The sequence below is a fragment of the Nitrosospira sp. Is2 genome, from assembly GCF_033095785.1.
Classification (GTDB): Bacteria; Pseudomonadota; Gammaproteobacteria; order Burkholderiales; family Nitrosomonadaceae; genus Nitrosospira.
In genome coordinates, this window is record NZ_CP137134.1 from 2,732,995 (window position 1) to 2,757,819 (window position 24,825).

Here is a 24,825-nt window from a genome sequence, read left to right on the forward strand (position 1 = left end):
CGCTGTGTTTGTTTACAACAGTAAGTACCTGACTACATGCTATTTATAATTATTTTATCGTGAGGCGTGTACTCAAGCTTTTCGCTTTCACGGTTCTAATCCTGCTTCTGGTTGCGCTTTCTATCGCAGCTTTCCTGCTCTACCGGGAAGCGGAAACGTCTGCGTATCAGGCGCGTCATCTGACGACGTTGCTTCAGGACGTGCGCTGGGAAATGCAACCCGGGCGAAGCGATTTGCATCTTTCCCAGGCCGGGCCGTACGATATCCGCCTGGGCTATAGCCGACTGCCGGAGTTGCTCCAGAGTTTGACAAAGCATGGCTTCGAAGTACAGGCTCAAGCGCGAGTATCGCCGCGAATGCAGGAACTGGTCGAACAAGGCTTGTTCATCCCTTACCCGGAGAAATCCCAGGCAGGACTGGAAATTACCGCAGGAAACGGGAAGCAATTGTATCGCGCCAATTTTCCGGGCCGCGTCTACGATCATTTTGAATCGGTTCCGTCAGTGGTGACCGACAGCCTGCTTTTTATCGAAAACCGTGACTTGCTTGATACAGCCCATCCAAAAAAGAACCCGGCTGTCGACTGGACTCGGTTGGGGAAAGCAGTGATGGATAAGTCGATCCAATTTTTCCGAGAGGAACATGATGTGCCCGGTGGAAGCACGCTTGCCACACAAATCGAAAAATATCGCCATTCCCCCAATGGCATGACGATGAGCGCAGAGGATAAGCTTCAGCAGATGGCATCCGCTTCAGTGCGGGCTTACCTGTATGGAGAAAATACATTACCAGTTCGGAAGCAGATCGTAGTCGATTACCTCAATACGGTCCCGCTTGCGGCCGCTCCCGGATTCGGAGAAACGAACGGACTGGGAGATGCATTGTGGGCGTGGTATGGCATGGATTTTGATGAAACCAACCACATCCTTCATTCACGCTTCGTTCAAGGAGACGCGCTTGTCGAGACTGCGCTACGTTATAAGCATGTGCTGAGTCTCATGATCGCCCAGCGGAGACCTTCCTATTATCTGCTTGCTGGCCGCAAGGAACTCGCTGAGCTTACCGATAGCTACCTTCGAGTATTGGCTCAGGCTGGTGTGATAGAGCCCGCCCTCACTAATGTCGCGCTCAAACTACCGTTGCGTTTTCGTGATACCGCGGCGCTGGACGAAGCGAGGAGTTTCTCGGCGCAGAAGGCGGTGAATGCTGTTCGCGTGCGTATTGCCACCCAGCTCGGGTTGCGGCGATTATATGACCTGGATCGGCTGGACCTTTCAGTGCAGAGCACGCTCGATGCAGACCTTCAAAAAAAGACTACCGATCTGCTGCGCAATCTCAAGGACAGCGAGTATGCGCGGACGGCGGGTCTCTACGGACACCGCATGCTGGAGACAGAAGACCCTGGAAAAATCATATACAGCTTCACGCTGTCGGAATTAACCCCCCAAGGCGCCAAGTTCCGCATCATGGCGGACAATTTTGAGCAACCGTTGGATATTAACCAGGGCACCAAGCTGGATCTGGGTTCAACGGCAAAGTTACGTACGCTGGTGACATACCTTGAAATTATCGAAACACTGCATGGAAAATATGCAGGATTGGCACCAAACGCGTTACGAAAACAAGATATTGATCCGAGCGACGTTCTCAGCCGCTGGGCAGTCGGCTACCTGTTGCAGGCCAAGGACAAGAGCCTGGCCGCAATGCTGAACGCGGGCCTGGACCGCAGGTATTCCGCCAGTCCCGAGGAACGCTTCTTCACTGGAGGCGGACTGCATGTTTTTCATAATTTCAAGCGGCAGGATGACCGCCAGATTTTAAGCGTGCGGGAGGCGACACTCAATTCGGTCAATCTGGTATACATCCGCTTGATGCGCGATATCGTGCGTCATTACATGTTTCAGGTCACGGGTTCGTCCGCAAAAATCCTGAAGGACGTCAGGGATACCGGCCGCGGGGAATACCTCAGGCGCTTCGCGGATAGGGAGGGGAGGGAATTCATCCACCGGTTTTATCAAAAATATAAGGGAAAAACAGCGAACCCAGGCCCGGCAAGCGAGATATTCTTTGCCAGCTTTCGGCACACACCCCGGAGGTTGGCAGCCGCGTACCGCTATGTTTACCCGGCGTCTACGTTCTCACAGTTTCAGGCATTCCTGACCCAATACCTGCCCGGTTCCAAAGGCCTGACATTCGCGAAGCTGCAAGACCTGTACGACGAATATGCTCCGGGTAAGTATTCACTTGCGGATCAGGGCTACATCGTGACAGTCCACCCACTGGAATTGTGGCTGGTTCGCTACCTGATTTCGAACCCTCATGCTCAGTACAAGGATGTGATCGAGGCCAGTGGAGGCGAACGGGTAGCTGTCTACCAGTGGCTGTTCAAGACGATACACAAGAACTCCCAGGATATCCGAATTCGCGGCCTGTTAGAGCTTGAGGCCTTCCTGGAAATTCATCGAAGCTGGAAACGCCTGGGCTACCCGTTTGATTCGCTCGTGCCCTCGCTTGCGACAGCGATCGGCAGTTCAGCTGATCATCCCGCTGCGCTGGCGGAACTGATGGGTATCATCCTCAATAATGGGCTTCGCGTACCTAACGTGCTGATTGAACGCATGCGCTTTGCAGCGGATACTCCGTTTGAAACCCTTGTCGAGCGGGCTCCCGTTCGGGGTGAACAAATGTTTTCGCCTGAGCTGGCCGCGGCGTTGCGGAGCGTTCTGGCGGACGTTGTGGAGACGGGTACAGCTTCCAGGCTTGCGCGGGCGATCGTAGAAGAGGATGGGGCTGAAATGCTGATCGGTGGAAAAACAGGAACCGGGGATCACCGCCATATTACCTTTTCGTCGCCGGGTGTCATAAAGGAATCCCGTGCTGTCAATCGCTCCGCAACGTTTGTATTCTTCATCGGGGATCGCTTCTTCGGGACGATGACTGCGTTTGTGCCGGGTGCAGAAGCGGCGAACTATACATTTACCTCGGCGCTGTCCACCCAGGTAATGAAACACCTTCTACCTACCCTGAAACCACTGATAGATAATGCTCAGCCCCTGCCCGAACAAGGCTCAATGGTGCGGGCATCGTCTAAAAACCGCGTGCCAAAAGAAACCAAGGAAAAAAGAGAAATGAGCTCGAGCTGAGAGGGTGATGCGGATGAATACAAGTTGTATCGAGGCCACGTCGCGCCAAGCGATCAAAGATTGCAAAACTGATAGCGATTCGGCATTTCCAGGGGCGGGTCCGGTGGTTCACAGTGCGTGTGGGGATGTGTGGCCTGGAATTCGTGCAGATACCATCCTCAGTCATCGCTATTGATCCATTGGAAAAAAATGATAATGCCTAGAATCAACCCGAGGGCGAGAATCGCTTTAACGAACTCTTTGGCGAACCAGAACACCATCGATTCATATAAATCCACGTTTATCCTCTCTATCTGAACAAGTTCTTTCAGGCGATACCATACCAGCCGAGGTAGAGTCAGGCTAGGGGCCGGTGGGGTACTCCCCGCCGTATCCAAAGTCCTTTGGCGACGCTCTGAGCCTACCGCAATCGCCGTTCGCCGACAGGCAGCCGGACTAGCGATCTCCGCGAGAGCCAATTTTACCAGCTCATTTACTACCTGAGCGATCCGCGCACGTCTTGTTCAGATTCTCCCGGATCTGTTTACTTTCGGAACCACCACCAGAGCAGCAACGATAGAATCAGAGATACCAGCAGACTGGTAGTCAGCGGAAAATAGAAGCTGAAATTCTCCCGCTCTATGCTGATATCTCCAGGGAGCCGGCCAAACGGCAATTTAGATAACCAGGGCCATGCCAAGCCGGCAACCAATAGCAATATGCCGAGCAGGATAAGTATACGTTGCATAGAAATGTGCTGATTCCCGGTTGGCGAGAGAACCATGAATCCTGCCGATAAGCGTAGGCGGTTTATTACCAAAGATCAATTTTGCATCACATTCCGTATTGGTGATCCCGAATAAAGCCGCACTGCTTTCCCGTATTTTTCTCTGTCGCGGCTTCTCCCCGTTCGGGTTCGACTGGGAAAATAAAGTTCCCAGCCTCGAGGTCGGTCCAGAGGCCAACCTCACCCTTTATGATAATTGCGACTCAAGACCAGGTTAAATCCATAGACGCGAAAACGAACGCGCCCGAAATGTCAAAACAGATGGGATTTTTTTGACAACTTCAGATCAATGATGCTGAGATGTATCTGAGTCCTGGAGCGTTGCCCGAGGGACCGCAAGGCGGGAGGGATCGGGCAGTGCAAGGGCTCGCGGCGGCGGGGTTCGCCAGATGAGCGCTGAAGTATCGAATTTCTTAAACATTTGAATCTTCGCTTTCGTGGCCATTCGCCCAGCGTCATTCGGGGAGCGTGGCTCGCTATTGCGTCATTGCTCCAAACTGTTTCGACCGAATGTTTTCGTCACGGCCGGCACCAATCCAGAACGATGTGTTTGAGAATATGCAATCGCCGGTGAAAGAAATGTTCGGCTCCTGGAACGACAACGACAGGTAATTCCTGAGGAGCTGCCCACTCCAGCACAGACGCGAGGGAGACTACGTCATCCTGATCGCCATGAATGATTAGAACGCGTGCGGGCGTCCCTTCGAACTGTTTGACGTCGCGGTGGGCGACGGGTGGAGCGTTCAGGCGCTGAACCGCCGGCGCCACCATAACCACCGTTTGCGGCTTGAGGTGCTCCGCGGCGTATGCCTGAACCGCGCCGCCGAAAGAAAACCCGGCCAGCAGTAACGGCGGCGGGGCGCTAAAACGATCAGCAAATCTGTTTTTCGCCGTTTCGACCACCGCAAGCACGTCTTCCACTTCACCCGAACTGGTGTCACCCGCGTTAATGTCACCTTCGCTTTGTTCCACGCCGCGAAAATTGAATTTGACTGTAATAAATCCTAAATCGAGAAATGATTTGAACAGGGTATGTACTACCTTGTTATTCATGGTTCCGCCATACAGCGGGTGAGGGTGTGCAATCACGGCGATACCGCGCGGCAAAGGCGAACTGGGTTCAGCCAGAATCGTTTCAAGCTTGCCCGCGGGCCCATCAGAGAATATTTTCTGAGTACTATGCTCGTTCAACGGTACGCTCAGCCAGTTAAATAGGGTCGTGTTGTCGTTCAGCCCCGATACGCGGTCGGCTTGAAAAGAGGGATTGACTCGAGATGGGGTTAGGTGGCCGAGTGCTGGGTTACTTCAATGCGCTGTGATCGCGTGAATCTTCAAGCCAGGCGATAACGTGCTCACAGAGAACTATGTAGAGTTACCGAGTGAAAGGTATCCGTCGTGAAAAGACTCGGTCAGATTCGCAACCGTTCCACGACACGGCCGTTTTTCAGGTGCTCCTCAATAATTTCGTCGATATCCTCCTTATCCACATACGTGTACCAAACGCCTTCGGGATAAACCACAATCACCGGCCCTTCATTGCAGCGGTCGAGGCAGCCAGAATTGTTAATGCGTATTCTTTTGCTTTTGCTATCGAGCCTCAACGCCTTGACGCGTTCCTTCGCGTAGTCGCGCAAAGCCTGGGCGCCAAAATTGTTGCAACATAATGCGCCTGCCTCGCGCTGGTTCACGCAGAAAAATACATGCCGCTGGTAATAACTCATAGGAATAATTGTGCGCAATTGTGCGATATGAACGATAAACGATTATACGGATCGTCAATGGCTATCTCAACTTGATTTCAGTCCACAAGCGGCTCAGCAGGCGCCGCTCCTTTCGGTCAAGGTCTCGCAACATTTCCAGGCGGCCGAGCAATTCGGGACCGGGAAATATTGCGTTGTTGGTTGCAAGTTCCGGTTGAACGTACTGCATCGCGTCAGCGTTGGGATTGCCCGATCCCAGGTGGTTGGTGAGTTCGGCGGAATTTTTTCCTTCCAGCATGAAATTGATGAATTGATGGGCCAGGTCGGGGCGGTTTCCACTTCTATGCAACACCATGCTGTCGAGCGCAAGAACCGCGCCCTCATTTGGGGTCGAGTATCCAATGGTGAATGCTCTTCCGGTTTTTTTTGCATCAAGCGCCGCCTGAAACATGTCATTGGAATACCCATGCGCTACCCATAGGTTTCCGGTGGCAAGTTCCTTGATATAACTGGTATTGCTGAAAGCCGCCCAGTAGGGCTTGGCGCGAACGATTAAATCTACTGCTTCCTTCCAATGCTTTTCATCCGTGTCATTTATCGAATAGCCAAGGTATTTAAGCGCCGCGGCCATCAATTCACGCTGGCTGTCGAGCACGGTCACGCGACCCTTGATCTTTTCGAGATATCTTGGTTCGAAAATTATTGCCCAGGTGTCCATAGGCAGGCCCAGTTGTTTTATTTTTTCCTGGTTGAAGCCAAGCAGGCTGATTGTATAGGCGTAAGGGACGGAATACCTGTTGCCGGGATCGAACGGCGTATCGAGGTATAAAGGGTCGATGTTTTTCAGATTCGGCAATAACGACTTATCCAACGGCTTGAGGGCGCCTTGCCGAATCAGGGTGTCCATCGCATTGCTGGTGGGGACGATGAGATCGTAACCGGTCGCGCCGGCTGCGAGCTTTGCCAGCATTTCCTCGTTGTCGGAGTAATAATCCTGAGACAATTTGCAATCGCAGAACTTCTCGAAGCGGCTGACCGTTTCGGGTGCGATATAGTTATTCCAATTGAATAGATACAGCACATTCCCGTCTTTTTGGGGAAAAGCGACGTTCTCATTCTGACCGTTACACCCGGAAGTGAACGCGATTAGCCACGCGAGCATGAAAATGAGCGGCGCCAGAGGCCGGTAGAAACGTGCGGGGCACATAACTTAGCGCGACGTTTTCATTTCGCTCGATGAGGCCCTGGAGTCGAGCCTTGCCGCGATAATGATCATGACCAGGGTAAGCAGCATCAGTAACGTGGAAATCGCATTCACTTCAGGCGTCACCGCGACCTTTATCATGGTATAGATCTGGATGGGCAGGATGGGTTCGCCAACACCCTTGGTAAAGAAGGTAATGACGAAGTCATCTATCGAAAGGGTAAACGACATCAGGGCTCCCGCCGCCAACGCCGGGGCGATAAGCGGTAGCGTAACCAGGCGGAACGTTTGCCAGGAGGATGCCCCAAGATCTCGTGCCGCTTCAAAAAGACTCTCGTCCATGTCCTGAAGCCGTGCCCGTACGATAATGGCGACAAAGCCGATGCAGAATGTGGTGTGGGCGATGATGATTGAAACCATGCCCAGCGTTAAATTAAGGACTTGCAAAAAGAATAACAGCAGCGCCACGCCGAGAAGGATTTCAGGCATTGCAACCGGAGTGAAGACCAGCACCGGCAAAACTTTAAAGTTGTATCGATGGATTGCCAGGCCCGCCATCGTGCCCAGTACGGTGGCGCTGAAACTCGCGCTCAGCGCGATGATCAGCGAATTCCCGGCCGCTGTAAGCATCTCGGAGTTATTGAACAACGCCTTGTACCAGGACAAAGTAAAGCCGACCCATTCAGCATTCAGTCGGGAGTCATTGAATGAATACACGACCACAATAACGAGAGGAATATAGAGGAAGGCGAAGACCAGCGCTGCTGCCAGCCACAGCCAGATATCGCCGCGCTTCATGCTATGCCCGCTGCCCGGTAGCGGGTCGCGCGAGCCATGTGGCCAGTGCAGCGACAGATAGCACTGCCAGCGTTAGCATGATTGAAAGCGCCGAGCCGAATGGCCAATCGCGGGTGCCGAGGAATTGATCCTTGATCAGGTTGCCGATAAGAATATCACCCGTGCCCCCGAGTATGTCGGGAACGGCGAACATGCCTAACACGGGGATAAATACGAGTGCGGAGCCTGAAAATACACCCGGCAGGGATAGGGGCCAGGTGATCCGCCAAAACCGCTGCCAACTGTTCGCGCCAAGATCCTGGGCTGCGTTCAGAAGCGACGGGTCGTGCTTCTCCAGGTTGGTGTAAAGCGGCAGCACCATAAATGGCAGATGCACGTACACCATGCCCACCAATACCGCAAATGGCGAAAACAGCAGTGTCACTGGTCCAACGCCGAATACGCCGAGAATCCCATTAACAAAATGGCTGAGGGCGGATTCAGGCCCGAGAATGATCATCCAGGCATAAATACGGATAAGAAAATTGCTTGCGAACGGCAGGACCACCAGCAGGACCAGCAGGTTACGGAAACGTTGTTCGCTGCGCGCGATCAGCACCGCCAACGGATAGGCCATGACGAGACATATCGACGTGGTGGCCGCCGCCACGCCGAAGGATTTAAGGAAAATTTCCGCGTAAAGCAGGTCGCTGAAGAAGAACTGGTAGGCTTCCGGCGTGAAACCATGCTCGCTATCCAGGTTTCCCGCAGGCGCCGCGAGGGGGGCCAGGCCGCCAAACTCGCCCGGGAAGCGGAACGAAGTCAGAATCATGATGAGACTGGGGCCGACAAAAAATACTAACAGGAATAATAGCGGGGGACCGCCGATCAATAATCTGGCGGCGCGGCTTTCCCTGGTTTCTCCCTTACTCATGCAAAAAAATTCCTGCGTCATGACGCCACGAGACCGCCACGGCATCGCCAACCTCGTAAAACTTGGCTCTTCCCGGCGAGGAATTGGGCAGTAACGCTTCGATATACGCCCCGTTGGAGAGCTCGACGATATAAGTCGTGACATCACCGACATACAGAAAATCGTGCACTTTGCCCGGAAAATGATTTTTCAGATGAGGTTGTTCCGAAGGATGCGATATTCGAACCTGTTCAGGCCGAATTGCAATCAAGCCGTTGTCGCCTGCTTTCACCCCATCTTTACCTGCAGTGATAACTTCCCCTAATGCAGGGATCTCAAGTTTCAGATAAGACGGCGCGGCTTCCAGCACCCGTGCGCTCATCATGCTGATCTTGCCAATGAAATCCGCTACGAACCGGTTTCCTGGAAAACCGTAAATTTTTGAAGGCTCGTCAACCTGCTCGACGGTGCCACGGTTCATCACTGCTATACGATGCGACAGCGCCAATGCCTCATTCTGCGCATGAGTTACAAAAATGAAAGTAATCCCCACTTCTTTCTGAAGATTGATAAGCTCGATCTGCATTTCCTCGCGCAGCTTTGCGTCGAGCGCGCCCAGCGGCTCATCCAGCAACAACAGCCGTGGCCGATTAACCAGACTTCTTGCCAATGCGACACGCTGTTTTTGTCCTCCCGACAATTCATGCGGAAAACGGTGGCCGAAATTCGACAAGCGGACTCCGTTCAACGCCTCGCCGACTCGGACTTTTATTTCCGGTAAAGCCTTGCCCGCCATCTTGAGCGGAAACGCAATATTGTCTGCAACCGTCATGTGAGGAAAAAGGGCATAGGTCTGGAATACAGTATGAACAGGCCTTTTTTCCGGCGGCGTACCAACCAGATCCCGGCCGTCAAGCAGGATTTGTCCCGAGTCGGGAAGATCGAAGCCAGCTATCATCCGTAACAGCGTTGTTTTTCCGCAACCCGACGGACCAAGAAGAGTGAAGAATTCGCCCGTCTCAACGGTGATCGACACATTATCGACGGCGATATAGCTGCCAAAGCGCCGAGTAACATTACGGATTTCCAGTAGCGCCATCGTCGTGCCAACAAAAAAACGGGGATTTTACCAAAATTCACCCTGTCTCAATGTTTGAGATATTCTGGGGACGGGTCAAGTGGGGAACGTTCTACGATCGGTGCAGCTATCAAAGAACGATGGGGCGGTGGCTGAAGTTTTACGCCGCCGTAATAAAGGCTTGGAGAAACGGACCAAGTTGTTCTGTCACCATAACCATAACTGCCACAGCAGCAGCACTGCCAGCAAGACTGCGAGCATCGCCAGCAAACGACTCTGGCGCCGCTGTTCAATGAGCATCTCGCTGATTTTTTCATCCATCGCCTGCGCGCGATCGTCGCTTAAGGCGTGGTGTAGCAGACGTGGAAACTGGGGGAATATGACTGCCCAGCTTGATGCCTCCTTGTTCATGCGGCGGCTGAATCCACGCCAGCCGAGCTGATCAGACATCCAGTTTTCCAGATACGGTTTTGCGGTAGTCCACAGATCGAGATTGGGGTCGAGATCGCGCCCAAGTCCTTCGATATTCAACAGTGTTTTCTGCAGCATGACCAGCTGAGGCTGAATCTCCACATTGAATTGGCGTGAGGTCTGAAACAGTCGCAGCAATACGCGGCCGAAAGAAATTTCGCTTAGCGGCTTATCGAAAATCGGTTCGCATACAGCGCGGATCGCGGTTTCAAAATCATTAACGCGAGTGTCTTTCGGCGCCCATCCCGCTTCAACATGGGCTTCCGCCACCCTTTTATAGTCGCGCCGGAAGAATGCCAGAAAATTTTGCGCGAGGTAATTCTTGTCCTCGTCGGTGAGGGTACCCATGATGCCGAAATCCACCGCTATGTAACGGCCATCGCTACCCACGAAAATATTGCCGGGATGCATATCGGCGTGAAAGTAGCCATCCCGGAATACCTGGGTAAAAAAGATTTCCACGCCAACCCTGGCAAGTCTCGGAATATCGATACCCTGTTCGCGCAGCTTCGCCACCTGGCTGATTGGCGTTCCTTTGACGCGCTGCATCACCATGACAGTCGAATAGCAGTAATCCCAATAAACCTCTGGTACCAATAAGAGCGGCGAGTCGAGAAAATTTCGTCGCAACTGGCTGCAGTTGGATGCCTCGCGCATCAAATCCAGCTCATCGTCCAAGTGTCGCGCGAACTCGGTCACCACCTCCCTCGGTTTCAACCGCTTGCCGTCGGGCCACAGGGATTCAACCAGCAACGCACCGGTTTCCATTAATGCAATGTCGTGTGCAATCACGGGAGCAATGCCGGGACGAAGCACCTTAACCGCCACCTCTGTGCCATCGTGAAGTACCGCGAGATGAACCTGCGCGATCGAAGCGCTCGCTACCGGCTCGGCATCGAAGACCAGAAAGACTTCATTGACGGATTTCCCATAAACCTGCTCCAGGGTAGCCAGCGCGATGTTGGAAGGAAACGGAGGAACCTGATCTTGCAGTTTAGCCAGCTCGTCCGCAATATCCTGTGGCAGCAAATCGCGCCGGGTGGAAAGCATCTGGCCAAATTTGACAAAAATGGGACCCAGGGCCTCCAGCGCCAGACGAAGGCGTTCACCGCGAGCTTTGTCCAGCCGGCGCCAGAACGTGGCGAGTTTGACGACTGGCCGTACAAAGCGTAGCCGCTCATGGGCAAGAAAAAATTCATCCAGGCCGAAACGGAACGCTACAGTCAGAATTGTGAGAAGACGAAGAAAACGCATTTATTCTAATGACGGCAGTTCGTCTGTAGTTAAGCACCACTGAACAAATATAGCGACCGGCGATTAACCTTAATTTGCCAGCGCCTGTCCCAATGTAACCCAGCGGTGCGGCAGGGTCTTCTCAGTTGTGCCAGTTGTTATCGGGGTCTTTTCATGAGCGCATTCACACGTTTGTCCAGATTTAAGGCGGCCTCTTGCAACGCGCTTACTTCATGGACGAACTCATACATGTAAAAGGGCTTTGCGAGCAAAGGCCGTTCTTCGGTTAAATATTCCAGCGACATCTGCAACAAATTCCGGATGGTTTCGGTGTGCCAATGCGCTAGACTTTGACCCGCCAGAACAGCGCGATGCGCGAGGATATCGCCCATAATGCCGCTCAAATCCTCTTCAAGGTTCCAGCTTAGATTTTTACCAATATGTAGGATCTCGTCAGCGAATGCGCCATCGCCAGAAACCCGGACGCTGCGAAACGCGTCTTCGTCACGGGCAAGCAAACGCGGCAACAACACCGGGTCAACTGTGAGAATCGCGTCATCGCGAGTATTGCTCGGGGCAGTGGACACCTCGCCGCTGGCTTTTATGGTCAGGGCGAGGTCAATGAAGGGAGGAAGACGAAAGCGCGCTGTCTTCCCGGCATAGGCCTGCAGCCTCTTGCGCGCCCAGCTTTCCCCATGCAGCAAGTGGTTGAGCGGGGCTATCGCGAGGGAGGCCAGCATCGCGGCTCAGATCAGGAGACTTGTTGAATGCCCGCCAGCAGCCAAACAGCGTCCGGATCCTTAAGATCCTTCTGCACGTGCCAGATCTCATCAAATGGTTCCGGCGAGGAGTTGGGCGCTTCTCGAAGCTGTCCGTTAAACCTGACACTGGCAATGGCCGTGTCATTTTCCGTTACTACTTCGAGCACGTCCGCATTGATGGCCATGACCTCGGTCCTCTGTGGTTCGCCGCCGCGCTCATTGATCTGCATGCTGATTTCCGCGAACATTTGCGGAGTGGTGTATTCACGAATATCGCTCAGGTCGCGCGCGTCGTTGGCTGCCTGAAGCCGAATAAATGAGGTTTTGGCATTGCGCAAGAACGGCTCGACCTGAAAGTCTGCCGGAATATTAGCTGCGCTTCTGGTAACAGGAACCGCTTGAGCTGGCGTTGTTGCTCCGGCTGCTGATGTGTCTTCTGCGGGCGCCCCAGTTCCCGGGGCTGGGCCGGTGCTGCCGGTTGTTCCCATACCTGAATATTGCATCGGACGCGCCGTATTTTCCTGCCGGGGTCTGCGCAACATGCGGACCACGAAGAAAATGGCGGCCATCAGCGCTGCGAGCATCAGCACATCCATCATTTTAATGCCCTCGAATGCGCCCCCCATGAATAGCGCCGCCAGTAATCCTCCAGCGGCCAAACCAGCGAGAGGGCCCATCCATTTGCTTCCACCCGCGGCTGCAGGCGCCGCCGCAGCGGCTGGGGCTTGCCCAGGCTTGGGAGCTGCTTGCGGGCTGATGGCTTCCCGTTGCTTGCCAATACTCTTACCGCCCCCGAAGCGTTTTGCTTCGGCATCGAAGGCAGCCAATCCGAAGCTAAAAACAGCCAAGGTCAGCAGGGTGAATAATTTCTTCATGATGGTCTCCTTGCAAACGTTGAAGAAAGCAGTATAACACTATCGAATCTACTGATATCTCATAAATTGAATCGGAAAACCTATTTGCGCGCAAGTTCCCAACTGCAGTTTGTAATCACGTAACGAGTTTGATAAGTAATTGAATAAATGGAAATCTTGGCCGGAGATTTCCCGTCTTAATATCGACGACCGTTTGAAGAAACTTACGTCAGCAGCGCTTGCCATCTGTCCGCCGGATATTCATGAAGTTAAGCTTGTTCCACCTTTCTTGTTTCTTCCGCTAGTCTACCTGGAGGGTTGAACTTGCTATCGAACGCATCGGCTCACAGTGGCGTTGGGCACTGCGGCCATTATGTTGGTCGGTCCTGCCATCCAATTTCCTTTTTTTTCGGCGCAGGTCTTGCCAATTTTCCGTTCGTGCCGCTGCGTATTCATTAAACTGCCCTGTTGCACGCAGGGCGCCCGTACCCTCGCCATGCAGGAATGCGAAGTGCTTATCATATGATAAGCGCCGCACAGATGACCGTATGCAGCCTGTGCTTATACTTCTTCCTTCTCCCGTTCAGCTCGTTCAAGCTCCCTCCAAGGCAAAGCAGCGCAGTGAGTACTGAATGACGAATGACGCGAGGTCGATAAAGGAAAGCGGTTTTCCCAAAAAAGATACTTCAGCGCAACACCTGCAGAAACGTTTCAGATAAATTCAGAGGGCACGCTTTGCCCGAATCGGTGTTACGTGAAGAAAATTGAACACATTCTCGTCGCTACAGATTTTTCGCCGCGGTCGGACAGAGCGGTTCGCCGCGGCGCGCAGCTGGCCAAGGAGTACGGCGCAAAACTTGATTTGCTGCACGTCCTTCCCATCCTTACATTCGAAGCGCTCCGGCGATTGAAGATCGATATCCCGTTGGAGACGGAACAGCAGCTCTATAATCACGCCAAGGCAACGCTGCAAGAGGTGGCAACTTCGTTGTCCAGCGGGGGCATAAGCGTGATGCATCACGTTGCGATCGGTCAAGCGCACGTGAAAATCAATCAGTATGCGAACGCGAATCATGCCGATCTGATAGTCATCGGTGATCAAGGGGAAACCTTCGCTCGGGAATTCTTCCTTGGGACAACCGCGTCAAAAACCCTCAGCAAAGGATTTCGTCCGCTGCTCGTCGTAAAACAGGAACCGAAAGGGGAGTACAAGCATGTATTGGTACCGATGGATTTTTCGCAACCATCGCTCGATGCGCTTGAGGTGGCATTAAAAACGGGTACGCGAGCGTCGATTTACGTGTTGCATGTAGCCGAGGTGCCGTTCGCACACCGAATGAAGCAGATCGGTCTCAGCGAGGAACGTGCTGATCTCCATCGAGACAATTTATTAAGCCATGCCCGTGCGGAGATTGAAAAGATAGCCGAAGGCTGTGCCCGAGGTAATGCCCAGGTTACTTTCATTGTCGAGCAAGGCCGCCCACGTGCTGTCATATTGCAGCAAGTCCGGGCTCTCCATATAGATTTGGTTGTCATAGGGAAGCGCGGCGAGACGGAATTGGATGAAGCACTATTCGGTTCGGTTACCAAGCATGTTCTCTACGAGACTTCGTGCGACGTCCTGGTGGTTAGCTCCGGGCTGCTGAAACAGTCGGAAAAGGATGACCTGGGCGGCAAGCATTCGTGATTATCCTGACTGTTAACACTGGCAGTTCATCGGTCCGCCTGGCGGCATTCTCCAGTGATAGCGGCGCGCTGAGCGGATTGGCAAATTCCCGTTACGATCTGTCGGGCAGCGAACCCGAGGTCATGCTGAAAGCATTCCTCGAAACGCATGGGCTGGCAGAAACAAAACTTGCGGTGCATCGCGTGGTGCATGGGGGGATGAACCTCACTGCGCCGTGCCTGATCGATGAGGAAGTGGAGCAGGAGATCAGCCGCGTTGCGTCGCTCGCGCCGCTGCACAACCGCACTGCGCTACGATGGATACGTGCAGCTGGCGGTGTGCTGGGGAGGGACGTTGCCCAGGTAGCGGTGTTCGATACCGCGTTTTTCAGAGCTCTGCCCGAAGCCGCACGCATGTACGCGCTTCCGCACACGCTTGTCGAAAAGCATGGGCTGCGCCGCTACGGTTTTCATGGGCTGGCGCATCAGGCCATGTGGCGGAGCTGGCAGGGGTTGCAGCCCGGCGCCGGTCGGGGAGGGCGCATCATTTCACTGCAGCTCGGGGCCGGTTGCTCAATCACGGCGATAGAGAACGGGTCGCCGCGTGACACTTCCATGGGGTTTTCCCCCCTGGAGGGGCTAGTAATGGCCACGCGCTCGGGGGATGTCGATCCCGGCCTGATTACGTTTTTGCTCCGCCAGGAAAATTTAACCGCGGAGCAGCTGGATGAACTCCTGAATCAGCATTCCGGCCTTTTGGGATTGTCCGGGATCAGCGCCGACATACGGGAATTACTGGGGTCGCCCGACAAGCTGGCACAGCTGGCATTGGATGTGTACTGTTACCGGGTGCGTAAATACATCGGTGCCTACCTGGCGGTGCTGTCTGGCGCCGAGGCAATTGTTTTCGGCGGAGGAGTCGGAGAAAACGTACCGGAAGTGCGGGAAAAAATACTCGCCGGCATGGAATGGTGCGGCATCGAAATCGATTTAAACGCAAATCGGGATGCCCACGGATTATCGCGTATCAGTGGCGAGAAAAGCCGGGTGGCGGCGTGGGTTATTCCTGTAGACGAGGCGGCGGTTCTAGCGCGCGAAGGGACCGCGTTGATGGCGGCAAAAGGAGCCTGAAGGAGAATCGTTATGAATCAAGCTGAACCCAAGACTCAATCAGTGGACAAACCGCTTTCCGAAGATGAATTGCGCAGGATCAATGCCTATTGGCGGGCTGCAAATTATCTTTCCGTCGGACAGATATATCTTCTCGACAACCCGCTACTCAGGGAGCCGCTTACGGTCGCGCATGTGAAGCCCCGGTTGCTCGGGCACTGGGGTACCACGCCGGGGCTCAATTTTATTTACGCGCATCTGAATCGCATCATAAACAAATACGATCTCGATATGATCTATATAGCGGGGCCGGGTCATGGTGGCCCGGCGATGGTGGCCAACACGTGGCTCGAAGGCAGCTATAGTGAGTTTTATCCCCATATTTCGCGCGACGCGATCGGCATGAAGAGGCTGTTTAAGCAGTTTTCGTTCCCCGGCGGGATTCCCAGCCATGTCGCGCCGGAAACGCCTGGTTCGATTCACGAAGGCGGGGAGCTGGGCTATTCCGTATCTCATGCCTTTGGCGCCGCTTTTGACAATCCGGATCTGGTCGTGGCGTGCGTGGTCGGTGATGGCGAAGCTGAAACCGGCCCGCTCGCCTGCGCCTGGCACTCCAATAAATTTCTCAACCCGGCTCGTGATGGAGCGGTGCTGCCGATCCTGCATCTGAACGGGTACAAGATAGCCAATCCCGCAGTGCTGGCTCGCATCAGCCACGACGAGCTGCAGGATCTTTTCTTCGGTTATGGTTATCAACCCTATTTCGTCGAGGGGTCGGATCCGGCGCTCATGCATCAGCAGATGGCCGCCGCGTTCGATCTCGCTGTTGATCAGATTCGAGCGATTCAGCGCGAAGCTCGAACCAGCGGTCAAACAATGAAGGAAATCACATATCCGCGTTGGCCCATGATCGTTCTGCGCAGTCCGAAGGGATGGACGGGACCGAAAGAGGTCGACGGCAAGACGACTGAGGGTCTCTGGCGCTCGCACCAGGTGCCGCTTGCAGAGATCGGCTCAAATCCGCAACATCTGAAGCTGTTGGAAAGCTGGATGAAGAGCTACAACCCGGAGGAATTATTCGATGAGAAAGGCGCTCTCCTGCCGGAATTGGCGGCGCTCGCGCCCCGTGGCGAGCGCCGTATGGGCGCAAATCCCCATGCTAACGGCGGCCGGTTGCTGAAGGCATTGGAAATGCCCGATTTTCGCGATTATGCCGTCGCTGTACCAGGGCCAGGCATAGTGGTCGCCGAAGCAACGCGCGAGATGGGAAAATTATTGCGTGACGTAATGAAGCTCAATCTCGGCAGCCGTAATTTCCGGGTGATGGGACCGGATGAGACCAGTTCGAACCGCCTCGATGCGCTGTATGAGGTGACGCCCCGCACGTGGGTGGGGCAGAACTTGCCGAGTGATGAAAACCTTTCCCCGGATGGAAGGGTGATGGAAATTCTCTCGGAGCATACCTGCCAGGGCTGGCTTGAGGGGTACCTGCTTACCGGACGGCACGGTCTTTTCTCATGCTATGAGGCATTTATCCATATCGTTGACTCAATGTTCAATCAACATGCCAAATGGCTAAAGGTAACGAAGGAAATCTCTTGGCGCGCCCCGATTGCCTCGCTGAATTATTTGCTGACGTCACATGTCTGGCGTCAGGATCACAATGGATTCTCGCACCAGGACCCGGGCTTCATCGATCACGCGGTAAACAAAAAAGCCGATATCATCCGGGTTTATTTGCCGCCGGATGCAAACACGCTGCTGTATGTTGCCGATAAATGCCTGCGCTCGCGTAACTTTGTCAACGTTATCGTCGCCGGTAAGCAACCGGCATTGCAATGGCTGGATATGGACTCGGCCATCAAGCACGCCACTACCGGTATTGGGGCCTGGGGTTGGGCGAGCAATGACCAGGACAGTGACCCGGACGTAATAATGGGGTGCGCGGGCGATGTGCCGACACTTGAAACCTTGGCGGCAGTCGATCTGTTGCGGCGTCATATCCCCGAACTGAAGATAAGGGTGGTAAACGTAGTAGACCTGATGACCCTCCAGCCCCGAACGGAACATCCGCATGGGTTATCCGATGATGACTTCGATTCGCTCTTCACGGCTTCCCGGCCAATCATTTTTGCCTACCATGGCTATCCCTGGCTTATCCATCGTCTGACCTATCGCCGCAACAATCATGAAAACCTGCACGTGCGTGGATACAAGGAAGAAGGAACGACCACCACTCCGTTTGACATGACGGTTCTGAATGATCTTGACCGCTTCCATCTGGTAATGGACGTGGTCGACCGCGTGCCCACGCTGGGCTCAAAGGGGGTGTACCTCAAGCAGCTGATGCGCGAGAAGTTGACCGAACATAAGCAGTACATCGTCGAATACGGCGATGACATGCCCGAGATACGCGACTGGCACTGGCCTTCCAGTTCCGGGGGCCAATGATCGGTCTATGTGATAAGGCGGAAACGCGGCAAAAGTGACGGATGGGATGGATGCTTATCTTGGAACCACGGTTCCCGCCTCTATATTGCGAGCAAAATATCCTTTTCATCAACACCCAGGCGCAAGCACGTTTGCTGAGTTGGCGGAGAGGTACGGATGATATTTATCCTCAATCTCATTGCGCTCTATTTCGCGTTTACATCGAATCACACGGACGGCGTGTACTGGGGCGCCGTCCTGCCTGCGCTATACGCTATCATTGTGGCGCCCCACGCGTTGATCGGCAGAACCGACATCCCACTGCCAAGGATAGCGAAAATACTCGCTGACAAATGGGAAAATGCGGAGGATCTGACGGAATATATCGCCAAATACTGGATGGCGCTGGCCTATCCCACCACTTCATGGAAAAAGCAGAGGAACAGCGTTATTCTCTACCTGACTTCGTTTCTGCTGGGTGTCGTCTATTTTGCCAAGGAAATGTTTGCGGGCGGTATCTTCATGTTTGTAGTGGGATATATTCTCTATCAAATGAGTCTTCGAGTGGACTGGCCGAGGTCCGTCTATACGAGCCCGGAATTCAGGGACGGGAGCGACAATGAATTCGCCAGAAAAGAATGGGAGCTTGCCGCCATGTCGATTGTGGCATTTGCCGATCTATACCCGGATGACAAGGCACTTAACAATTCAGCAAAAGAAATCTCGGAAGATGCGGACGTAAAGCCGTTGCTCACAAGATACCGACACGAAGCGTTTGGGGGAGCGGGGTAGAACGGCCCCGCCATTCGTTTTTGGCGCTTTTGGCGCCTCCGCCGATCGTACAGCGAACATTCAAAGCTTTCCGGTCACCTTCCAATCGGCTGGCAGGCAATGCCCCAGGCTGGTTAGGTATCCCCGCTTGCCTACCGACCGCTTGCTGCAAAAGTGCCACAGCGAGGCATCGGCGTTACCCGCTAATAAATCTGTCGTTTGAGTTTGCCTGATGCAGCACGGCCGTAGCAAGCTCGTCGATCGATTTGGCTGCTAGAGGCATCGAGATAGGGAATTCCTTCGCGCCGCTCAGCTTTTTCCGCTGCGCGGACTTCGTGTTCGCAATTCCTGAGCGAGGCATATTCACTGTCGGGCTTGCGCTCGCGTCGCATCTGATGCAGGCATAGCTGTTCAACCGTAAAGCCGAGCAGCTTGCTGCGGTTGTTCCTGATCTGGGACGGGTCCGACAGAAAGAAGCCTGCTGGCGGTGGCTGTGCCACTTTAATTGACATTTGTTTTAACTCACCGATAATGTAAAGAGGCCCTGAATGGCTCTCAAGCCCGCAATGACAACGTCGAAGCCATAGCTGAGTGTCTGAAGTGCACACGGGGCGCCCCCGGGATTTCTTCTCAGGAGTCGGCCCCCCCGGGTATTCTCCCCAGCGGGCATGGGTCCGCGTCCGGCTTTGCGCGACCCGAGCCTCATTAGTTCCTTCCCCCGCCTTTGGGCATCTTTGGGAGTCATGGCCGTCCAAGTTTTCCAAGCTGTTCCTTGCAGGCTGATGTCAGCCTGGTGCTTTTTCGGGAGTACGGCAAAAAAATCCTCGCGGAAATTAGGCTCTGAGGAACGTTGCGCCTGAGGTCCGCCGCAAGGGGGAGAACGCAACATTGCTTCGACCACCTCGTATCTCCGGCTTATCGATATATCGATTTGGGCCTCGTTTGCCAACGGAACGTTTGCAACGATTTTATTTAAAAGTTTCTATAATGAAAATAACGTATCGTGGCAACTAACACAACCGTACTCGCGAACAGGAGCAGAAATTGACTGATTCACAATACGTCGTCTGGTTCGATGAGTTGCGCATGACGGACGTAGGCCGCGTGGGCGGAAAGAATGCGTCGCTGGGCGAAATGATCAGCCAGTTGACAAAGGCCGGGGTGCGGGTTCCTCACGGCTTTGCAACGACCGCCGATGCCTATCGTGAGTTTCTTGCCCAGGGAGGTCTGGCACAGCGCATCGAACGGATACTCGCCACGCTTGATACGCGAGACGTTAAAGCACTGGCTACTACTGGCGCGCAAATCCGGGCCTGGATCGTGGAAACTCCGCTGCAGCCGCGGTTGAAGCAGGAAATCACCACTGCTTACCAGAAAATGCTGCAGGAAGCGGAGTCCAGCGAAATCTCCGTGGCGGTGCGTTCTTCCGCTACCGCAGAAGACTTGGCGACCGCCTCCTTCGCAGGCCAGCAGGAAACTTACCTGAATATTCATGGACTGGACAATTTGTTAAAGGCGGTCCAGGACGTGTTTGCCTCGCTCTACAATGACCGGGCAATTTCGTACCGCGTCGACAAGGGTTTCATCCATTCAGAGGTGGCTTTATCGGCGGGCGTGCAGCAGATGGTTCGCAGTGATATGGGTGCTTCAGGCGTGATCTTCACTCTGGATACCGAAACAGGATTTGATCAGGTGGTCTTCATCACGGCTTCATATGGCTTGGGGGAAACCGTAGTGAAGGGTGCGGTCAACCCGGACGAGTTCTATGTTTACAAACCCGCACTAGCGCAGGGAAGGCCGGCGATTCTTCGACGAAACCTGGGTTCCAAGCTCATCAAAATGCAATATGCGGCAAGCGGCGACATCGGCCGTACGGTGGAAACCCTGGAGGTGGATCAGGCTGCGCGTAGCCGCTTCTCCGTGACCGACCGGGATGTAGAGGAATTGGCCCGCCATGCGGTCGTCATCGAGCGGCACTATGGCAGGCCCATGGATATCGAATGGGGCAAGGACGGCCAGGATGGCAAACTCTACATCCTGCAAGCGCGGCCCGAGACAGTGCAATCCGCGGCAAAGGTGAATACGCTGCGGCGCTACCGGTTGAAAAGCAAATCGGAAATACTGGTATCCGGGCGCGCCATCGGCCAGAAAATCGGTAGCGGTCCGGTCCGGCTGGTTCTGGACGCGAGCGAGATGTCACGCGTGCGAGAGGGAGATGTGCTGGTGACCGACATGACCGATCCCGATTGGGAGCCCGTCATGAAACGTGCATCGGCCATTGTGACCAATCGCGGCGGCCGCACCTGCCACGCGGCAATTGTTGCGCGCGAACTAGGGATCCCGGCGGTAGTCGGTTGCGGAAACGCTACCGGTACACTGGCTGAGGACGAAATGGTGACGGTGTCCTGTACAGAAGGGGATACCGGCAATATCTATCGGGGGTCGCTGGAAATCGAAGTGATCGACCTGGCGCTCGAGAGTATGCCGAAGCCGCCAGTCAAGATCACCATGAACGTGGGCAACCCGGACCTGGCGTTTGGTTTTCAGCGCATACCCAACGATGGCGTTGGTCTGGCGCGGCTGGAGTTCATCATCGCACGCATGATCGGAATACACCCCAACGCTGTGTTGCACTATCCGGATCTACCCCCCGACCTGAAGCAGCAGGTGGAAAATCAGAGTGCGGGTTATCCCGATCCTGTCAGTTTTTATGTTGAGAAACTCGCCGAGGGTATCGCCACGCTAGGTGCGGCATTCTTCCCAAAGCCGGTTATCGTGCGCCTCTCGGACTTTAAATCCAACGAATACTCGAGCCTCATTGGCGGGCTGCAATACGAGCCCAAGGAAGAAAATCCGATGCTGGGATTTCGCGGCGCTTCGCGCTACGTGGCGAAGGAGTTCCGCGAGTGTTTCGAACTTGAATGCCGGGCGATGAAGAAAGTCCGAACCGAGATGGGCCTTACCAATCTGGAGATCATGATACCGTTTGTGCGGACGGTGACCGAAGCACGCCGCGTAGTAACCCTGCTGGAAGAAAACGGCTTGAAACGGGGTGAGAACGGCTTGCGGCTGATCATGATGTGTGAAATCCCATCCAATGCGTTGCTTGCGGATCAGTTCCTCGAGTACTTCGACGGTTTTTCCATCGGGTCCAACGACCTGACGCAGCTCACTCTCGGGTTGGATCGGGATTCCAGCCTTGTTGCGGAATCCTTCGATGAGCGCGACCCCGCGGTCAAGGCCCTGTTGCGGCTCGCAATTCAGGCATGCCGTGGAGCGGGAAAATACATCGGTATTTGTGGACAGGGGCCGTCCGACCATCCCGACCTGGCACGGTGGCTTATGGAAGAAGGCATCGGTAGTCTCTCATTGAATCCTGATACGGTGGTGGATACCTGGCTTTATCTTGTTGAGGAAGCTAAAAAAAAAGGCAGCATTTTAGAACGAGGCGCTTAACTTGAACTGCTTTGTATAAGGATCGCAAATGGCAAAGAACAGGATTCCGCAGCATATCGGCTTCATTCCTGACGGCAATCGCCGCTGGGCATTGAATCGGGGCCTCCCAAAAGAGGATGGATACACTTATGGTATTGGGCCCGGAATAGCCTTGTACGAAATATGCAAGGAGCGGGGTATTCCGGAAGCGTCTATTTATTGTTTTACGCAAGACAACACAAAGCGGCCGACCCTGCAAAAGCTGGCATTTACTGATGCCTCAGTGGAATTCGCTTTTGAGATCGAACGCCGCGGCGCGGCGCTGCTTGTGGTTGGCGATGAGCGCTCTGCGCAATTTCCCAAGGTGCTTGAAAAATTCAGGACGCGCCAGGGAAGCGGCATGAAGGTCAATCTACTCGTCAACTATGGCTGGGAATGGGACTTAGGGGGGCTCAAGAGCGGGAACCTGCATTCAAACGATGTGTCACGCCTGGACCTGATCGTGCGTTGGGGAGGGGGCCGCCGCTTGAGCGGTTTTCTTCCGGTACAGTCGGTTTACGCGGACTTTTATGTGAGGGACGAGTATTGGCCGGACTTCGAGCCTCAGCATTTCGAGCATGCGTTATCCTGGTTCCGGCGGCAGGACCGGACATTTGGCGGTTAATAGTTCGCATAAAACGGGATCGCTCCCTGAAGCGGAAATAAAGACGGACGGAGTCCGGGCAGGCTCCGTACCACCCTCATCCAGGTTTCTCGCCCCCCAAACACCTTTTTGTGCGTTGTCGTACAGTATAGTTTCAAATCCATGGGTAGCATTTCCAGACAGCAATTCGCTGATAGACAATAAGGAGCTATCCATGAAATACCTGTCCATCATGAATAGTAAAACAGTGCAGCCACTGCTCGCCGCGGTCCTTTTAACCGTCGCAGGATCGGTTTATGCACAGATCAATGTGCCCGGCCAAGGCGACGCCATGCAACGGCCTTCCGATTCCATGCAACCGCCGGTAACGCCAGGGAAGCCATTTGAGAAAGGCACGACCAGAGGGGAAGAAGCGGAAAGGAAAAACCGCTTCGAAAGAAATCAGAGAGAATCATTAAGCGAAGGAGAATATCGAGAGCATCGCAAGGAAGGTGTCTACGATTATGGCACCGAAAAAGAGCGCGGGTCTGCACCAGCGTCGGGGACAGGTTATTGACAAGCTCGCATCAAGTCTTCTTCCAGCCCTTATATCCCTACCATATCACTTCCGGCGTCTCCGTTCATTAATCCATCGAGACGCCGGCAGCTCATTCCCTAATCTTTTTTATCCGTTTTAACGCCCTGACCCGACCGCACCTTTGCGCTTATGGTTCGGTTTGCGTTCTCGATTCCACAGTTTTGGCACACCCCGGCTTTTACAGCCAATCCCAACCAAATGTATCGTGGAAGTTTAGAGAATCTATATTCAAGCCATTGTCTAATGAAGAATCGCGCTGACATCAGAAGGGCTTGCTTGTTCACTGCTCATAGGCCTTCCTGTTCTTTAGCGGTCGCATTTCCTGTGAATCCCCGTTACTAACCGCCTTCGGTTCGAGTATCCCTTCGAAACCGGTCGGTCAGAGTGCGATTCATAGCTGATCGCGGACCACCATTTCCCCGCCGTATTTTCCATGGTTCCGGGTTCACAAATCCCTCACATCGATATGACGTCTTCCTCACATTTTTCACACAATCATCACATTGTTGCAACAAGTTCTTCACATGGACTATGGCAGTCTCCATACCATGAGATCCAAAAAAGCGCAAGCGGCGTATTTGCGGTCTTGAATAGAAAAAGCTCCGCAGAATCATGGTATTACAATAATAAAATCATTCTGGGTTGGGTGGCCATCGCAAAGCTTTAAGCAATTCATGGCCTTATTCGTTGGGGACATAAAGGAGGTGGTGCTATGAAGCAAGTGTTTTTTCATAGTCTGATTGTGTGCTTTTTTCTCCCATTATTGGGCGTTATTGTATTTTCGCTTAATAGTTTCGGCCTCCCCTTGATGGAGCAATATCAGGACAGGTCGATCAAGTTCTTCATAGCATTTCCCTACTTCCTTCTTCTAATCGCCGCCCTTTATGGATCTGCCTTAATCGCCGAGCGCCTGTCCAGTCGCCTGGCTGCCAAATTTGGAGAACCGGTCGACGATAAAGCCCAGACCGATAGTTGGGAGAAATTCCTTGATCCGAAACGCATAGAGCACAACCGCTCAGTTGTCATGAAGACGGCGGACGGTTGGCTTAAAGATAATATGCTGGCGAGAATCATTATCGGCCTTATTATTGGCGCGGTGATCGTCATTTAGTGAATGGGCGGGGTCGACTGATCAGCATACCGGCCAGTGATTTTCTCAGAAATGAGAATGGGGATGTAAGTTGAGTGCAAGCTGAGCATAAGTCCCTTATATTCAGTATTTCGTTTTGCGTTTTTGGAAAAAGGCCCGGAATTTCATTCCGGGCCTTTTTCATAACCAAGGCAGTTACGTATA

The 24,825-nt window shown here is 53.8% G+C and carries 20 protein-coding genes; 9 read left to right on the forward strand and 11 right to left on the reverse strand.

Features of this window, described 5'->3' with window-relative positions; genetic code table 11:
- Positions 1-59: 59 nt before the first annotated feature.
- Positions 60-3,143, forward strand: a complete 3,084-nt coding sequence (locus R5L00_RS11965) for a transglycosylase domain-containing protein (RefSeq protein ID WP_317651926.1) — start codon at positions 60-62, stop codon at positions 3,141-3,143.
- 523 nt (positions 3,144-3,666) lie between these two features.
- Here R5L00_RS11965 and R5L00_RS11970 read toward each other — a convergent pair.
- From R5L00_RS11970 to R5L00_RS12015, 10 genes are all read right to left on the reverse strand, one after another.
- Positions 3,667-3,906 (reverse strand): DUF2905 domain-containing protein, encoded by a 240-nt coding sequence (locus R5L00_RS11970; RefSeq protein WP_317651928.1) that lies wholly within the window; start codon positions 3,904-3,906, stop codon positions 3,667-3,669.
- Positions 3,907-4,428: 522 nt separating this feature from the next.
- Entirely contained in the window at positions 4,429-5,100 is a 672-nt protein-coding gene (locus R5L00_RS11975; RefSeq protein ID WP_107694265.1) for an alpha/beta hydrolase, read from the reverse strand.
- A 218-nt stretch (positions 5,101-5,318) separates the two neighbouring features.
- A complete protein-coding gene (locus R5L00_RS11980; RefSeq protein ID WP_107694264.1) occupies positions 5,319-5,630 on the reverse strand; it encodes a (2Fe-2S) ferredoxin domain-containing protein in 312 nt (103 codons plus the stop codon).
- 61 nt (positions 5,631-5,691) lie between these two features.
- Positions 5,692-6,816, reverse strand: coding sequence for a spermidine/putrescine ABC transporter substrate-binding protein (locus R5L00_RS11985; RefSeq protein WP_317651930.1), 1,125 nt, complete (start codon positions 6,814-6,816; stop codon positions 5,692-5,694).
- A gap of 3 nt (positions 6,817-6,819) precedes the next feature.
- Positions 6,820-7,611 carry an ABC transporter permease gene (locus tag R5L00_RS11990; RefSeq protein WP_317651932.1) on the reverse strand — a complete coding sequence of 264 codons (792 nt, stop codon included), beginning with the start codon at positions 7,609-7,611 and terminating at the stop codon, positions 6,820-6,822.
- 1 nt (position 7,612) lies between these two features.
- On the reverse strand, positions 7,613-8,524 hold the full coding sequence (locus R5L00_RS11995; RefSeq protein ID WP_107694262.1) for an ABC transporter permease: 912 nt from the start codon (positions 8,522-8,524) through the stop codon (positions 7,613-7,615).
- Positions 8,517-9,602 (reverse strand): ABC transporter ATP-binding protein, encoded by a 1,086-nt coding sequence (locus tag R5L00_RS12000; RefSeq protein ID WP_317651934.1) that lies wholly within the window; start codon positions 9,600-9,602, stop codon positions 8,517-8,519. Before R5L00_RS12000 ends, R5L00_RS11995 begins: the two co-directional genes overlap by 8 nt.
- Before the next feature lie 186 nt (positions 9,603-9,788).
- The gene (ubiB, locus tag R5L00_RS12005; RefSeq protein ID WP_107694260.1) at positions 9,789-11,306 is read right to left on the reverse strand and encodes a ubiquinone biosynthesis regulatory protein kinase UbiB; all 1,518 of its coding nucleotides are present in this window, start codon (positions 11,304-11,306) and stop codon (positions 9,789-9,791) included.
- A 137-nt stretch (positions 11,307-11,443) separates the two neighbouring features.
- Positions 11,444-12,025, reverse strand: coding sequence for an SCP2 domain-containing protein (locus R5L00_RS12010; protein WP_107694259.1), 582 nt, complete (start codon positions 12,023-12,025; stop codon positions 11,444-11,446).
- A gap of 11 nt (positions 12,026-12,036) precedes the next feature.
- Positions 12,037-12,921 carry a Tim44 domain-containing protein gene (locus R5L00_RS12015; RefSeq protein ID WP_107694258.1) on the reverse strand — a complete coding sequence of 295 codons (885 nt, stop codon included), beginning with the start codon at positions 12,919-12,921 and terminating at the stop codon, positions 12,037-12,039.
- Positions 12,922-13,654: 733 nt separating this feature from the next.
- On the opposite strand from R5L00_RS12015, the gene R5L00_RS12020 reads away from it, so the two are divergent.
- The 4 genes from R5L00_RS12020 to R5L00_RS12035 all read left to right on the forward strand — a co-directional run bounded on the left by R5L00_RS12020 (position 13,655) and on the right by R5L00_RS12035 (position 18,897).
- Positions 13,655-14,587 carry a universal stress protein gene (locus R5L00_RS12020; protein WP_107694257.1) on the forward strand — a complete coding sequence of 311 codons (933 nt, stop codon included), beginning with the start codon at positions 13,655-13,657 and terminating at the stop codon, positions 14,585-14,587.
- On the forward strand, positions 14,584-15,696 hold the full coding sequence (locus R5L00_RS12025) for an acetate/propionate family kinase (RefSeq protein WP_317651939.1): 1,113 nt from the start codon (positions 14,584-14,586) through the stop codon (positions 15,694-15,696). Before R5L00_RS12020 ends, R5L00_RS12025 begins: the two co-directional genes overlap by 4 nt.
- Positions 15,697-15,708: 12 nt before the next feature.
- Positions 15,709-18,126, forward strand: coding sequence for a phosphoketolase family protein (locus R5L00_RS12030; RefSeq protein WP_317651941.1), 2,418 nt, complete (start codon positions 15,709-15,711; stop codon positions 18,124-18,126).
- A 156-nt stretch (positions 18,127-18,282) separates the two neighbouring features.
- Positions 18,283-18,897 carry a hypothetical protein gene (locus tag R5L00_RS12035; protein ID WP_107694254.1) on the forward strand — a complete coding sequence of 205 codons (615 nt, stop codon included), beginning with the start codon at positions 18,283-18,285 and terminating at the stop codon, positions 18,895-18,897.
- Between the two features lie 182 nt (positions 18,898-19,079).
- Here R5L00_RS12035 and R5L00_RS12040 read toward each other — a convergent pair whose 3' ends face one another.
- Positions 19,080-19,388: a kinase/pyrophosphorylase gene (locus tag R5L00_RS12040; protein WP_317651943.1), complete on the reverse strand. Its 309-nt coding sequence runs from the start codon at positions 19,386-19,388 to the stop codon at positions 19,080-19,082.
- 574 nt (positions 19,389-19,962) lie between these two features.
- Here R5L00_RS12040 and ppsA point away from each other — a divergent pair.
- The 4 genes from ppsA to R5L00_RS12060 all read left to right on the forward strand — a co-directional run bounded on the left by ppsA (position 19,963) and on the right by R5L00_RS12060 (position 24,642).
- A complete protein-coding gene (ppsA, locus tag R5L00_RS12045; RefSeq protein ID WP_317654176.1) occupies positions 19,963-22,332 on the forward strand; it encodes a phosphoenolpyruvate synthase in 2,370 nt (789 codons plus the stop codon).
- Between the two features lie 28 nt (positions 22,333-22,360).
- Complete coding sequence (locus R5L00_RS12050; RefSeq protein ID WP_107694251.1) at positions 22,361-22,975, forward strand: undecaprenyl diphosphate synthase family protein; 615 nt, start codon at positions 22,361-22,363, stop codon at positions 22,973-22,975.
- 193 nt (positions 22,976-23,168) lie between these two features.
- Complete coding sequence (locus tag R5L00_RS12055) at positions 23,169-23,510, forward strand: hypothetical protein (protein WP_107694250.1); 342 nt, start codon at positions 23,169-23,171, stop codon at positions 23,508-23,510.
- Positions 23,511-24,243: 733 nt separating this feature from the next.
- Positions 24,244-24,642, forward strand: coding sequence for a hypothetical protein (locus R5L00_RS12060; protein WP_107694249.1), 399 nt, complete (start codon positions 24,244-24,246; stop codon positions 24,640-24,642).
- Positions 24,643-24,825: the final 183 nt, after the last annotated feature.